Genomic DNA, 13,837 nt, shown 5'->3' with positions numbered 1-13,837 from the left:
GAGGCGTTATTGCTCAAGCAATTGTTCGATAAAGAACTCTAAATGACCTGAAGGTCGATTGGGAATAGGCCAACTGTTGATTTTACTTGCCAATTCGCTAAACGCTTTTGACGCTGCCGAATCTGGAAAAGCATCAACGATAGCTTTTTGCTTGCGCACCGATTTTCGAATATTTTCATCAAATGGCACTACAGCAACCAACTCAATCGCTACATCCAGAAAACGATCCGTTACTTTAGTCAGTTTAGCAAATAACTGCTGCCCTTCTTTTGGGCTACGTACCATGTTAGCAACCACTTTAAATTTAAATACACCGTGGTCGCGGCTTAATAATTTCATCAACGCATAACAATCAGTGATTGAAGTAGGTTCATCTGTTACCACTAACATCACATCTTGAGCAGCGCGGGCAAAGCTTAACACCATGTCTGAGATACCCGCTGCGGTATCAACAATTAGAACATCAAATTCAGTTTGCATATCGCTGAAGGCGCGAATCAGGCCGGCATGCTCTGACGGTGTTAAGTCCACCATGGATTGCGTGCCAGATGTCGCTGGAATGATCTTAATGCCAGCAGGACCTTCAATAATGATGTCATCAAGTTCGCAGTCACCACTGAGTACATGAGCAATGTTTTTCTGAACGCGCAGGCCAAGCATCACATCGACGTTTGCCAAGCCTAAGTCAGCATCGAGTACCAGTACCTTTTTACCTTGTTTAGCCAGTGATATAGCGGTATTGAGTGAAACGTTAGTTTTACCTACACCTCCCTTGCCTCCGGAAACTGCGATAACTTTGATTTGTCTTAAATCTTGCATTTTTCGTAAGCCGCTTGCTTGGTCAATCATCTACTACGTCTCAAAGGTTAACCAAAGGCAGCTGAGGCCATTGGTTGTCTATTAGCGCTAAAATTGAATCTTACCGCTGATTTGTTTGCTAATTTCTCTGCAAGACTAACTAATTTTTCAGCATTTGCAACTTTAATATCTTCTGGAACACGCTGACCGTCTGTTAGATAACCAATTGGTAAACCGTTTTGAATCGCAGTTGATAAGATTTCACCCATACTTAGGCTTTCATCTAGCTTAGTGAAAATGCAGCCACATAGTGGAATTTTCTTAAAGCGTTCAACGTTTTCTTGCATTACGGCTTGTTGCGTATTAGCCGCCAATACTAAGTAGTTTCTGATGCGAATACGCGAGTTAGCTACTAAGCCAGATAAGTTCTCAGCTAAGCGCATGTCACGTTGTCCCATACCTGCAGTATCGATCAAAATTAACTTCTTGCTGCTGTACTGCTGAATTAACTGTTCAAGTGCATCACTGTCTTTCGCCAGCTTCACAGGACAGCCGATAATTTTGCCGTAAGTTTCAAGTTGCTCGAAACCGCCGATACGGTAAGTATCTGTAGAGATTAGCAAAATGCTATCTGCGCCATGAACTTGTGCAAAACGTGCAGCCAGTTTAGCCAAAGTTGTTGTTTTACCAACACCTGTTGGGCCTACTAGTGATACCACACCACCACGGTGAATAATGTCGTTGTTAGTGGTATTTACTTGGCTACTCAATAATTGCAGCGCACTTTGCCAGCTTTGTTCTTCGTCTAAATGCGTAGGAACAAAGCCCGCAATTTGATCAGCTAACTGCTCGTTCAAGCCAAGTGCGGTTAAGCGGTCAATTAACATAGCGCGGTTGGGGTCTTTTTGCGCCATATCTTGCCACATTAAGCCTGATACTTGGTGTTCCAATAATTGACGAATAGAAGCCATTTCAGCTTTCATTTGATTAAATGCGTCCATGCTAACTACGCTTGAATCGTTGCCATATGCTGCTGTTGGGGTATTAGCAGCTTGAGCAGGAATAGCAGAGTTGGCAGGTACACCAAAACCATCATCTTCAGTCGAGAAAGGTTGTTCGTTTTGAGCAGTTTCAGTGCCTGCATGTTGCTGCTGAAGCTTGTCAGTAAACTGTTTTAATTGCAGTTCCAAATCTGGCGTCGCGCTATCGTGACTGTTTTTTGAAACAGCAGCTGCTTGGCTAGCTTGACTGCTTTGCGGCTGCGAAACAGGCTGTTGCTGAACGTTTCTAGCCAACAATGCACTTAAGCTATCAGCTGGAGATTGCGCTTGCTCAGCACTGTCTAAACCAGACATGTCTAAACCCGACAAATGCGGTTCAATACGCTGCTGTTGATCAGCTTGCTGGTGCGCACCAGACGACGCTGCAGGATCTGGTGCCGATAAATTAACTACGTCGTCAGCAAGATCACGTTTAGTTTGAGCTGTCTCTTGAGACTGGCTCATTCTTGGCTCAACACGTGCGTTGTTGTCTTGAGCCGCCATTAATTCGACACCTTCAGGAATCTTCTTGTTTGACATAATGACAGCGTCAGCACCCAACTCTTCTTTGATTTGTGCCAACGCAGTTCTCATATCTTTAGCAACATAACGTTTAATCTTCACTGATAACCCCTTAATTCAGCAGATAGCATTCTAATTCTTACGTTTGTGCTGGTGGTTTAGTTACCGATTGCGCTGACAATCTTGATTTGCTTATCATCTGGAACTTCTTGATAAGAAATCACTCTCAGGCCTGGAATCGTGTATTTAACAAACTTCGCTAATACCGTTCTTAGTATGCCTGACGTTAACAAGATAGGTGTTTCACCGCTTAATTCTTGTTGTTGTGCGCCATCGGTTAATGATTTTTGCAGTCTTTCTGCAAGACCAGGTTCTATACCTGCGCCATCATCACCAGCCATTTGCATAGACTGATGCAACATCTGTTCCAACTCTGGCGCCAATGTTATGACAGGTACTTCATTTGCGGAACCAACCATGTCTTGAATGATAAATTTACGTAGCGTGATTCGCACTGCAGCCGTTAATACTTCTGGGTCTTGGCTCTTCGGACCATACTCTACTAAGGTTTGAATAATGCTGCGCATATCACGTACTGCGACACCTTCATTCATTAAGTTTTGCAGTACTTTAACAACCGTGCCAAGTGGCAGAACGTCAGGAATTAGTCCTTCAACAAGTTTCGGATAATTCTGGCCTAGACGGTCGAGTAAGTTTTGCACTTCTTCGTGACCAATAAGCTGTGACGCATTGTTACTTAAGATTTGGCTCAAGTGTGTAGCCAGTACCGTAGCTGCATCAACTACTGTGTAGCCAAGCGATTGCGCTTGCTCGCGTTGGTTTTGCTTGATCCATACAGCGTCTAAGCCAAACGCAGGATCTTTCGTCGGAATTCCGTCAAGTTGTCCAAATACTTGGCCTGGGTTAATTGCCAAGTCATGATCGTGGCGAATTTCCGCTTCACCTACTGCAACTCCCATTAATGAAATTTGATAAGTGTTTGGCTCTAAGTCCAAGTTATCGCGAATATGCACTGCTGGTACAAGGAAACCAAACTCTTGCGAAAGCTTCTTTCTCACCCCTTTAATGCGATTGAGTAACTCCCCACCTTGTGCTTTGTCTACCAATGGAATTAAGCGATAACCAATTTCTAGTCCAATTACATCAACATGATTTACATCATCCCAACTTAAATCTTTCGTTTCTTCTTCTTTTTGCTGAGTTTGTACTTGCTCTTCTTGGGCCTTTTGTTGAGCCTCATCCGCTTTTTTCGCTTTCAGTTTTTCACCGAAGTAAGCAATACCGGCAATTAATGCTGCAAACGTTAAAAACGCAAAATGCGGCATACCAGGGACAATACCCATAACGAACATGACGCTAGCCGCAATATACAGTGAACGGGCTTGACCTAACTGACTACTGACCTGCTTGCCCATTTCTTCAGAGGTGTTTTGACGGGTAACCACAATTGCAGTGCCCACTGAAAGCAATAAGCCCGGAATCTGTGCAACTAAGCCGTCACCAATGGTTAGTAAGGTGTAGATCTCAACGGCAGCATCAAAGCTTAAGTCATGCTGCACCATACCAATGACTAGGCCACCAATAATGTTAATGAAAAGAATTAAAATGCCCGCTATCGCATCACCTTTTACGAATTTACTGGCACCATCCATCGAACCGTAGAAATCTGCTTCACTGGTGATTTCTTGGCGACGCTCACGCGCTTGATCTTGCGTGATAAAGCCAGCATTAAGATCGGCGTCTATCGCCATTTGTTTACCTGGCATGGCATCTAGGGTAAAACGCGCCGTTACTTCAGAAATACGGCCCGCACCTTTGGTAACTACAACAAAGTTAATGATGATCAAAATTAGGAAGACCACTAAACCGACGGCGTAGTTACCACCAATAACAACCGAGCCAAACGCTTCAATAACAGCCCCAGCAGCATCAGGCCCCTCATGACCTTCCAGCAGCACCACACGAGTACTTGCCACGTTTAATGACAACCGGAGGATGGTCGCAATCAACAAAACCGATGGGAATGCGCCAAAGTCTAAAGGCTTTAAGGTATAAACCGTAATCAGTAACACCACGAGTGATAAAGCAATGTTAAAGGAAAACAGTACATCCAATAGCATGGCAGGCATTGGCAGTACTATCATGCCGAGTGCGGCCATTACTAAGAAAGGCGTACCTAAGCCAGAAAGGTGGTTTACTTTACTTTTGTCAAATTGAGGGAATTTCGCTAATAACTGCATTTCTAATTAGTGATAAAGTTTTGACGATTACGGGATAGTACCGTTTAAGCAATAAGTAAGCCAGCTAGCTCAGGCTCTAACTAAACTATTCCATAACTTAAGGCGATAACTAAAGCTATTACTAAAACAATAACTAAAATTGCTACTTACACTATGCTCGCGATATCAATATCGATAATCGTCTGGGATTGGAAGGTTTTTGGCTAATGGCACTGGGCGGCGACCTTTGCCAGAGCGGTGTGCTCTTAACTGAAAAATAAAAGCGAGCACTTGTGCTACCGCCGCAAATAGTGCCTCAGGTATTTCTTCGTTAACTTCTGCTGTGTAATACAAAGAACGCGCTAACGCAGGCGACTGCAGAATTTCAACGCCATGCTCTTTTGCTATAGTGCGTATATGTATCGCCATTTGGTCTGCACCTTTGGCAATCATCATCGGGGCGCCGCCCTGCTCAGTATCATACTTTAAAGCGACCGAATAATGGGTTGGGTTAGTAATCACCACGTCAGCTTGTGGCACATCTTGCATCATACGGCGCTGCGACATCTCATACTGCGCCCTGCGGATACGCCCTTTAATTTCTGGGCTACCCTCAGTATTTTTCATTTCGTCTTTAACTTCTTGCTTGGTCATTTTGAGCTGGCGGGTGTGATTCCACACTTGATATGGCGCATCAATGGCGGCAATGATGCCCAAAGAGCACGCCAGTGCTAAGAACATCCACAAGAGCATCTCAACCGCATGACCAAAGTTACTCGGCGCTGACTCTAAACTTAGACTGATAATTTCTTCAAAGAGAACGGTGAGTAAGGTTATCGCGACAAAAAAGACAACAAAGAATTTAAGCAGTGATTTAATCAGCTCAACCCCGGCTTGTACGCCTAGCATTCGCTTGAAGCCTTGCAGCGGTGACAGTTTACTGGCCTTGGGCGCCATTGCCTCCCAGGAAAAGTTCATACCGCCTAACAAGGTGTTGCCGACAAAGGCTGTAGTTCCCCCATTTTAGTGGACACCTCCTTATCTCAATGAGGAGGCCATTATGCCCAGATATACCAACCCCAGAAAAACATGGTTTTACCCAGTTGATTTCAAAATCAAAGCCGTCGAACTAAGCAGAGTTACCTAAATAACTTCTACAATAGACAGCGATTACATTCGAGTTTAGGATATCAAACACCTGCTGAATTTGAGTCAGCAGTAAATTAAACATGGAGCGTGTCCACTTTATCGGGGCAAGATCAGGCTGCAAGCGTGATAATGCCGAAAATCCAAAGCATGGGATACATCACGCCGGCGAACACCTCACCAACGATATTAAAAATATTCTGGGTGTCCATTACCTCTTCGCGAGTGAAGGTAAACATGCGCTTCATCATTTGCGAAAGGCTAAGTACTAAATAGTCACCGACCATCAATAGCGCAACCGCACTGCTGATCAACACGAACATAGTGCCTAAGTCTTTCGAGCGAGGAATTTGGCCTTTCTGTCGAGCCTCCGACAGTTTTTTCGCCGTCGGCTCTTCAGTGCGTTCGCCTGAATCTGAATCTGCCATGGTTACCAGTTACCCATCAGAAATTTATACATTTAGAAAATTAACGTGCACCGCAATCAACAAGGTAGCAAGTAAAATCAATGGCACGCGCCCACTGCTGCTCAAAATGCAGTAAGAAGTTACCTAACGTAAGCCACATGATAATAAGGCCGCCGGTCATGGTAATCGGAAAGCCAACCGAGAAAATGTTAAGTTGTGGCGCGGCACGGGTCATAATACCAAATGAAAAGTTAATCAGTAACATGGCCGTTAAAGGCGCCAACGCCAACGACAACGCCGTGGTAAACATCCAGCCAGCCCATTCGACGGTTTCTTTGTATTTAACGGTTTCTAGCCCTTCACTTGGAATAGGTATGGTTTCAAAACTAACCACAATAAACTGAAGAAAGGTTAAATGACCATCAAGTCCCCAAAACAGTAAGGTGGACAAAATCAAAAAGAACTGGCCAACCGCAGGCACGTTGGTACCACTGGCAGGGTCAACCAATGAAGCAAAGCCCAAACCCGTCTGCATTGCAATAATTTGTCCGGCCAAGGTAAAGGTATTAACCACCAGCACAGTCACAAAACCAATTAATACCCCTATCAATATTTGTTCAACGACCAGTAAAAAGGTTTCAAAGGCAAATAAGTTTTCCACGCCAACAGGGGGAATGGCTGGCATTATCGCCAGTGTTATTGCGATCGAAAACAGTAGTTTGATTCGGGTTGGTATGGTTTGCGCACCCAAGCCAATCATCGACATGACTAACGCTGAAACGCGTGTCAAAGGCAGTAATAAATCAGCCATAAATTGATTAATGACTGACTCAGTAAACTCCATTAGCTCACCACACTCGGGATACTATTGACTAGCCTGATGGTGTAATCCATCAATTTTTCGACTAGCCAATGACCACCGAAAATTAGGGCTAATAAAGTCACGATCAAACGAGGTAAAAAACTCAAGGTTTGCTCATTGATAGACGTCGCCGCTTGGAAAATCGCGACAATTAAACCGACAATCAGGCTCGGAACAACAATCGCCGAAACGAGCAAGATAACGAGAAACATTGAGTCTCTTAGTACATCAACAAAGACCTCTGGTGACATCGCTAAGTTCCTAAACCATAACTAGCGGCAATGGTGCCAATCACTAAATTCCAGCCATCTACTAACACAAACAACATTAGTTTAAACGGCAAGGACACTATCATAGGTGATAGCATCATCATACCCATTGCCATAAGCACACTGGCAACCACTAAGTCGATGATCAAAAAAGGAATAAACAGCATAAAACCAATTTGGAAAGCGGTTTTAAGCTCACTGATCACAAAAGCTGGAATAATGACGGTCATCGGTAAGTCAGTTGGCTGGTCAACCTCAGTAATACCTGCCATTTCGGCAAGGGTTGATAAATCTTTTAAGCGCGTTTGTTCAAGCATAAAGGCTCTGAGCGGTACTTTGGCTTCGTTGATGGCATCAACAGACGTCATTTGCTCTGCTAAGTAAGGCTGAATTGCCACTTCATCAATTTGGTTGTAAACCGGCGTCATGATAAAAATTGTCATAAACAAGGTTAACCCAATGATCACCTGATTTGACGGCGTTTGCTGCAAGCCAAATGCCTGTCTGAGAATTGCCATCACCACCACAATGCGGGTAAATGAGGTCATCATAATTACCGCAGCGGGGATAAACCCGAGCGCGGTCATAAAAATCAGAATTTGTAAGGTTACTGAGTATTCTTGTGAGCCGTCTGGATTGGTTGTTAATTTCAGCGCTGACATCGAAAGGTCGTCAGCCGCCATTAACTGGCTAGACGTCAGCAACACGAGTAATGACATGACGACAATTAGTGCTTTTTTCATTATTCTCTTATCTAGATGATGTGTTAACAGCATTCGCTTTCTTACTAACTTTTACTACAGTCAATTTAACGTTAAATACTTAAACCCTGACGGTTTACTTTTTCAAGAGCTTACTGAGGCTAGCCGCAATATCAACAGGCAAGTTCTGCTGACTTGTTATTGGTTCAGCCAACTCTTGTAGTATTGAAATATTATTGGCAGTGACACCAAGCAATAACTGCTTACCCGCCACTTCAACAACCACTAATCGCTCTTTTGTACCAATGTGCATTGACGTGATCACTTTTAAATCACTGTGCAACTGCCCACCTAATTTAAATTTCTTTAATAGTGAAGCAGCCAGCAATATTAACGCCAACACTGCTAAAAGCGATAATAACATGCTCGATAGCTCAAGATTATTACTGGCAACATGACGCCCTACTTCTGGCGCTGTTTGTTGGGGTGCCAGTTGAGGCATTGGTTGAGAAGTTCGTTGAGGTGTTGGACGCTGCAAACTGGCCATTGAGGATTCAGAGGCAGTAGATTCAGCATTTTCAGGGTTAGCCACTGATACTGATTGAAGACTCTGCTCTGTTGTTGGTTCAATCGGTTTAGTTGTTTGCTCTGTATGAGTGGAGCCTAACGCGAGCTCTGATTCGGGTGCAGTGTGCGAATTTATTTGCTCTGTTGCTGGTGTTTGATCTTTATCTTCTGATTGCTGAGCATTTACCTGCAGCCCACAAAACAAAGCCAGTACCAAGGTACAGGCTTTGATAATACTTGCTGTGGTCAATCTCATGGAATTACTTGAGCTTTTTAATACGTTCAACCTGACTGATAACATCGGTAAGTCGAATACCAAACTTGTCGTTAACGACAACTACTTCACCATGGGCAATCAAAGTACCATTGACCAGCACGTCAAGCGCTTCACCGGCAACGCGATCTAGTTCGACAACAGAACCTTGGTTTAATTGCAGCAGGTTACGGATAGAAATATTAGAGCGACCAACTTCCATGGAAATTGTTACCGGAATATCTAAAATTGCATCAAGTTTACGCTGTTCTTCACCTGAGATAGGTGTATCGTTTTCTTCAAGTTCTTCTAACTCGACTTTCTCAGCGCCTTCAGCAGCCTCGCGAGCTTCGGCCTGTTCATTCAAGGCCTCATCCCACATACTTAGGTCATCATTTTCAGTACTCATAACTGCCTCTAATTAATACTCTAAATCGTCTTCTAGCATATGCAGTTCAGCATCACTATCTAGGCGTTTACCGCCTTTGGTTAATATGGTTAATTCAGACTTCACAGACTCTGGACGTTTAATCTTCTCTTGAATTTGCAAAGCAACATTGTCACGACTTCGCCCTAATTTAGCTCTAAAGGTTGGTAAGTCTTCTATCAGCACTGTGACATGATCTGGAATTTCCACAGGTATAATATCGCCTGCTTCAAGCTCCATGATTTTCTGCAGCGGTAAATCAACCTCAATAAACTTGGTGGTCAACTCTACTGGCACATCAAGAATTTCATCGCGCAGCGCTTTTGACCAGCGCATGTCAGTGTCTTCTTTGTCACTTTGCACACCAGCGTCAAGTAATTCGCGAATTGGCTCTAGCATCGAATAAGGCAAGGCAACGTGGAAATCACCACCACCACCATCAAGCTCAATGTGGAATGAGCTAATCACCACCACTTCAGTAGGGCTAACAATGTTTGCCATTGATGGGTTAACTTCTGAATCTAGGTACTCGAACGACACATCCATAACAGGCGACCAAGCTTCTTTGTAATCTTCAAAAATCAGCTTAAGTAACATTTGGATGATACGGCGTTCAGTGGGTGTAAATTCACGACCTTCGATTTTCGCATGGTAACGACCGTCACCACCAAAAAAGTTGTCTACCAAAATAAACACTAAACGTGCTTCCATGGTAATTAAGGCGGTACCTTTTAGCGGTCTAAACCTTACCATATTCAAGCTGGTTGGTACGAACAAGGTATGTACGTACTCACCAAACTTGATCATTTGAATACCGTTTATCGAGACTTCTGCGGTGCGGCGCATCATGTTAAATAAACTGATGCGCATGTGGCGCGCAAACCGCTCGTTAACCATTTCAAGTGTTGGCATGCGGCCACGAACGATACGATCCTGCGAAGAAAAGTCATAGTCAGATGTCCCTTCTTGGGGCTCCTGCTCCTCGACTATTTCATCTTCTTCGACTTCATCGACACCATGCAGTAGCGCATCAATCTCGTCTTGTGAAAGTAAGTCACTCACTTGAAATTACTCTTATACTCAATTTTAAATATCGCTTTGCCTGGCTTGCCAGTTATTGCATCACAAAGCCAGTAAATAGCACTTTTTCGACAATTTTATTACCAGAAATTTCGCTCAGTATCTTTTGCACTTCCGCTAAAGATTTCTGTTTTAACGACGCTTTACCGGCACTGGTTGCTAAGTCATCTGCGTTGGCCAATGAAAACGTTGACAGCAAAGTGCTCTCAATTAATGGCACATGCTTTTTCGCTTCTTCTTCATTGTCACTACCACGCACTAATAGCTGCACGCGTATTTCAACGAAACGGTCGCGTGTTGCACCAGGTACGTTGAATCTAAATGGTCTTGGCATAGGAACATAGAGCGCGTCTCCTGTTGAAGCGCCTGCCGCCTCAGCTGGCATTTCTTCACTACCTTCACCGCTTTCACCACTTTCTAACGCCGCTGCTACTTCCTCTTCTGACGGCTCGCCGCCCATAAAGAAGAATACACCACCACCTGCCGCTAATAACACGACTACGGCAATGATGATGATCATCATTTTTTTCTTGCCACCGCCGCCGTTATCGACTTCCAATTCTTTTTCGTCTGCCATAAAACACCCTAATTAACCAGCAGTTGAGTTGCTTTGCTAAACTATATCGTCGTTAGCTGTTTACGCCAATGCTTTTAATGTTTTAAGCGTAGAAATCAATACCAGTTGCCGAACCTTTAACCAACTGAGCGATATTTTCGGGTGCAGTAGATAGCTCTTCATTACCGCTAGTTCCGCGTCCGAATCGACCCTGCTCTTGACCATTGCCCTGCTGCTGTTGCGCGACATTGGCATCACCAACGTCTACCCCACTTTCCTGTAGCATATCTCGCAATTTATCCATGTGCTGTTCCAGCGCATCTTTGGCTTGCAGGTTTTGTACGGTGAAATTCACCGCTGCTTGATCCCCTTGCAAATTAACACGCACATGCACATTACCCAGCTCAGGTGGATCTAGCTGAATATCGACTTGTTGCAGCTTTTGATTGACCATCACCATCACTTTATCTTTCAGCGCGTTAGCAAAGTCTCGGCGATAAATATTGATGGTTTCCGTTTGTAGTTGCTGGGTTTTCTTAATATCTAAGTTGCTGTCAATTACTCGGCTAGCAGCCGCCTCTAATTGCTCGACTTGCTCAGGGGTTAAATTTTCAGTATTCGTGATCGAACTCGTTGTATGAGTCTGGCTAGCATTCGCTGCTGCTAAGCTCTCGGCAAAACTCATGCGCGAGTTTGGAGCAGTAACTTGAGCTTGCTGGCTGTTAGTTTCAATTTGTTGTTGCAGAGTTTCAGCTTGCTGGTGCTCACCTTGATTCAAATTTTGCTCTTGCTGCTCTGCTTGCGCCGCATCCGCCACGGCATTTAACTGTTGAACATGGGCAGACGGTTCACCACTTGTTCGCTGCGTTGCAGCGCTGTTAGTATTTCGTTGCTGGTTTGAAGTAAGTTGTACATCATTCGCGGCTACAGCGTTTTGCTCTGCATCAAGCCCTTGATCATTAGCTGAGTCAATTGCATTACTTGCATTTGCTGCCTGACCGTTAACCAGTTGAACGGATGATTGCTCATTAGCCTGAGATTTGTCATTAGCAGCGTTACTACCCTGCGAAGCTGCTGACAAGGTATTCTGAGAAGAACCTTGATTAGCGCCTTGACTCGCCGATAAATCACCGCTTAATTGCTTAGAGTTCTCACTAGATGCACCATTACCTGCCGCATCAGCCTCTGATGTCCCCGTGTCTAAAGCATTAGTAAGCTGGACTGCCGATTGTTCCTCGGTTAACTCTTCAACACCTGCGCTAGCTATCTTAGGCTCAATCTTGGTATTAAGATCAGTAGATTGTGCCAACCCGTTGCCTTTGCCTGCCAAATTAGCAGCAGGTTGAGAACCAACTGATAAGTCATTAGTAATCTCATCTTTGCTAGTCTGGCTATCGTTGCCCAACTTGCTAGCGTCAATTTTTTGTTCGCTACCTTTTGAAGAATGTGCAGTCAACAACTCATCTAATTTACTCGTAGACGACTTATCGGATAAAGTGCCATTTTGTGCTTCACTTTCACTTGCAGGCTTATCTTCCCCAGAAACTTCAGCGCCGTTAGTCTTAGATTCGTTCGAGCTAGTCGAATCAGCAACAAGTTTATTATCCCCGTTAGCTTGAGCAAAATGCACGCTAGTGTTTTTATCACCTTTGGCAGTGTCGTCACTTAGCCATTTTTCAGATTTTGCGAGTAAGGTCATAAAATCATCAGGTTTGGTTTCTTGTTCAGCCTGCTTTGTTAGCGACTGACTAGCGGTTTGTTCCTCTAAAACCTGCTCTTCGCCTGCCACTTGCTTAGGAGTGTCGGATGCTTGCGCATCTTTTTGCTGGCTAGATGATTCCTCACCCTCAGTTGTTTTAGCGTCATTTGGCTGAGCATCGGTATTCTTGCTGTCCAATGCATGTTCACTATCTACACTAGCGTCTTGATTGTTATCTACATTAGTACCTTTATCATTGGCACGACTTGTATAATTAGTTTGCTCTTTTTGCTGAGTTTGCAGTTGGCTATCAACAAGTTTAGAAAACTCACCACTATTACTAGCTTTGTCACCACTAGGTGCTACACCAGCAACTAGGTCATTACTTTGTAGTGTGTCTATCGACAATACATTTACTCGTGTCATAACAGTTCCAATACAACTAAATCCATTCTTAATGCCCGCCTATTGCGTTAATCAACCAACATCTCCAATCGGTATTAAGCTCAAGGCAAACTATTCATGGTGACTAAGCAACCACTTATCTCATTTTGTACATCGCCAAGTTACATCACTTAGCACTTTTCAATTGTCAGTGTCGTTCACAAACCTTCACACAGGTTTTAGACGGAAAATCTTGCGCTACTAATGAATCCTGAGCGGCAATTATTGCAATTTGGTTTTTCAATTTTCCGCTAACTTATGTTTGCTTACGCCCTAATTCTATGGCTCGTAAGGCTTATACAACGATCTAAGTGAAGACCTATGCAAGGTATCACAAAAATAAAAGCAAAAATTACGCCACAGTATAAAAAACAAACATTAGCGTGCCCTTCTGACAAATTGTTGAGTGGCGATTTCATCAAACATTTTTTGTTCTTTACGCGCCTCTTGTTTAGCTAACTCTTTCAGTTTTAGCTCTCTGAGGTGCTCTACCGCTTGCACTTTCTGGCGTTGTGCTAACCATTGCCGCTTGCGTTGCTCCATTAACGCTTTAGCTTGGTTAATAGCAATTGAAACTTGCTCTGCCGCTTGATCGAGTTTTTTTACAAAAGCGTGAAAGTGGTTAAAGGTCGCACTGTCGATACCCGCTCTAGAGCGCTCACTTAGCCTGCGCATATACTCCAAGCGATAATCACTGACTCCTTGCATACGCTGCAAGTTTTGCTGGTAGTCAAGCTCTGCCGCTTGCAATTGCTGTGCGGCTTTGGTTTCTTTTTCTTTTTCGAATCGATACAAAATATCGAGCTGCTTCGAAGACATCGCTTTA

At 43.9% G+C, this 13,837-nt stretch carries 13 protein-coding genes and 1 pseudogene; all 14 read right to left on the bottom strand.

Translation table 11 applies throughout. The features are described from left to right. Positions 1 to 6: 6 nt before the first annotated feature. Positions 7 to 849 (bottom strand): MinD/ParA family protein, encoded by an 843-nt coding sequence (locus DXX92_RS05555; RefSeq protein ID WP_115999546.1) that lies wholly within the window; start codon positions 847 to 849, stop codon positions 7 to 9. 17 nt (positions 850 to 866) lie between these two features. After that, positions 867 to 2,462 carry a flagellar biosynthesis protein FlhF gene (flhF, locus tag DXX92_RS05550; RefSeq protein ID WP_115999545.1) on the bottom strand — a complete coding sequence of 532 codons (1,596 nt, stop codon included), beginning with the start codon at positions 2,460 to 2,462 and terminating at the stop codon, positions 867 to 869. 56 nt (positions 2,463 to 2,518) lie between these two features. After that, entirely contained in the window at positions 2,519 to 4,621 is a 2,103-nt protein-coding gene (flhA, locus tag DXX92_RS05545; protein ID WP_115999544.1) for a flagellar biosynthesis protein FlhA, read from the bottom strand. Positions 4,622 to 4,786: 165 nt separating this feature from the next. Then, positions 4,787 to 5,602, bottom strand: a pseudogene (gene flhB / locus DXX92_RS05540) (flagellar type III secretion system protein FlhB); the annotation flags it as partial. Between the two features lie 257 nt (positions 5,603 to 5,859). After that, complete coding sequence (locus tag DXX92_RS05535; protein WP_115999542.1) at positions 5,860 to 6,174, bottom strand: EscU/YscU/HrcU family type III secretion system export apparatus switch protein; 315 nt, start codon at positions 6,172 to 6,174, stop codon at positions 5,860 to 5,862. 40 nt (positions 6,175 to 6,214) lie between these two features. Beyond that, positions 6,215 to 6,997, bottom strand: a complete 783-nt coding sequence (gene fliR / locus DXX92_RS05530; protein WP_115999541.1) for a flagellar biosynthetic protein FliR — start codon at positions 6,995 to 6,997, stop codon at positions 6,215 to 6,217. Next, positions 6,997 to 7,266: a flagellar biosynthesis protein FliQ gene (fliQ, locus tag DXX92_RS05525; protein WP_115999540.1), complete on the bottom strand. Its 270-nt coding sequence runs from the start codon at positions 7,264 to 7,266 to the stop codon at positions 6,997 to 6,999. The genes fliR and fliQ overlap by 1 nt, the downstream gene beginning before the upstream one ends. A 2-nt stretch (positions 7,267 to 7,268) precedes the next feature. Beyond that, a complete protein-coding gene (gene fliP, locus DXX92_RS05520; RefSeq protein ID WP_374188845.1) occupies positions 7,269 to 8,003 on the bottom strand; it encodes a flagellar type III secretion system pore protein FliP in 735 nt (244 codons plus the stop codon). 118 nt (positions 8,004 to 8,121) lie between these two features. Beyond that, positions 8,122 to 8,808 carry a flagellar biosynthetic protein FliO gene (gene fliO / locus DXX92_RS19185; RefSeq protein WP_245961400.1) on the bottom strand — a complete coding sequence of 229 codons (687 nt, stop codon included), beginning with the start codon at positions 8,806 to 8,808 and terminating at the stop codon, positions 8,122 to 8,124. Positions 8,809 to 8,812: 4 nt separating this feature from the next. Beyond that, positions 8,813 to 9,214 (bottom strand): flagellar motor switch protein FliN, encoded by a 402-nt coding sequence (fliN, locus tag DXX92_RS05510; protein WP_115999538.1) that lies wholly within the window; start codon positions 9,212 to 9,214, stop codon positions 8,813 to 8,815. Between the two features lie 12 nt (positions 9,215 to 9,226). Next, entirely contained in the window at positions 9,227 to 10,294 is a 1,068-nt protein-coding gene (gene fliM / locus DXX92_RS05505) for a flagellar motor switch protein FliM (protein WP_115999537.1), read from the bottom strand. Positions 10,295 to 10,346: 52 nt separating this feature from the next. After that, positions 10,347 to 10,889 (bottom strand): flagellar basal body-associated protein FliL, encoded by a 543-nt coding sequence (gene fliL, locus DXX92_RS05500; RefSeq protein WP_115999536.1) that lies wholly within the window; start codon positions 10,887 to 10,889, stop codon positions 10,347 to 10,349. Between the two features lie 82 nt (positions 10,890 to 10,971). Beyond that, entirely contained in the window at positions 10,972 to 12,993 is a 2,022-nt protein-coding gene (locus DXX92_RS05495; RefSeq protein WP_115999535.1) for a flagellar hook-length control protein FliK, read from the bottom strand. A gap of 396 nt (positions 12,994 to 13,389) precedes the next feature. Further along, positions 13,390 to 13,830, bottom strand: a complete 441-nt coding sequence (fliJ, locus tag DXX92_RS05490) for a flagellar export protein FliJ (protein WP_115999534.1) — start codon at positions 13,828 to 13,830, stop codon at positions 13,390 to 13,392. Positions 13,831 to 13,837 lie beyond the last annotated feature (7 nt).

Source organism: Thalassotalea euphylliae (genome assembly GCF_003390395.1).
GTDB lineage: Bacteria > Pseudomonadota > Gammaproteobacteria > Enterobacterales > Alteromonadaceae > Thalassotalea_F > Thalassotalea_F euphylliae_C.
This window is presented reverse-complemented; position numbering and strand designations above follow the sequence as displayed.

Excerpts from the sequence above, each read along its gene's own strand:
- DXX92_RS05555 (WP_115999546.1), bottom strand. The coding sequence starts at position 849 with ATGATTGACCAAGCAAGCGGCTTACGAAAAATGCAAGATTTAAGACAA.
- flhA (WP_115999544.1), bottom strand. The coding sequence starts at position 4,621 with ATGCAGTTATTAGCGAAATTCCCTCAATTTGACAAAAGTAAAGTAAAC.
- DXX92_RS05535 (WP_115999542.1), bottom strand. The coding sequence starts at position 6,174 with ATGGCAGATTCAGATTCAGGCGAACGCACTGAAGAGCCGACGGCGAAA.
- fliR (WP_115999541.1), bottom strand. The coding sequence starts at position 6,997 with ATGGAGTTTACTGAGTCAGTCATTAATCAATTTATGGCTGATTTATTA.
- fliQ (WP_115999540.1), bottom strand. The coding sequence starts at position 7,266 with ATGTCACCAGAGGTCTTTGTTGATGTACTAAGAGACTCAATGTTTCTC.
- fliP (WP_374188845.1), bottom strand. The coding sequence starts at position 8,003 with ATGTCATTACTCGTGTTGCTGACGTCTAGCCAGTTAATGGCGGCTGAC.
- fliO (WP_245961400.1), bottom strand. The coding sequence starts at position 8,808 with ATGAGATTGACCACAGCAAGTATTATCAAAGCCTGTACCTTGGTACTG.
- fliN (WP_115999538.1), bottom strand. The coding sequence starts at position 9,214 with ATGAGTACTGAAAATGATGACCTAAGTATGTGGGATGAGGCCTTGAAT.
- fliL (WP_115999536.1), bottom strand. The coding sequence starts at position 10,889 with ATGGCAGACGAAAAAGAATTGGAAGTCGATAACGGCGGCGGTGGCAAG.
- DXX92_RS05495 (WP_115999535.1), bottom strand. The coding sequence starts at position 12,993 with ATGACACGAGTAAATGTATTGTCGATAGACACACTACAAAGTAATGAC.
- fliJ (WP_115999534.1), bottom strand. The coding sequence starts at position 13,830 with ATGTCTTCGAAGCAGCTCGATATTTTGTATCGATTCGAAAAAGAAAAA.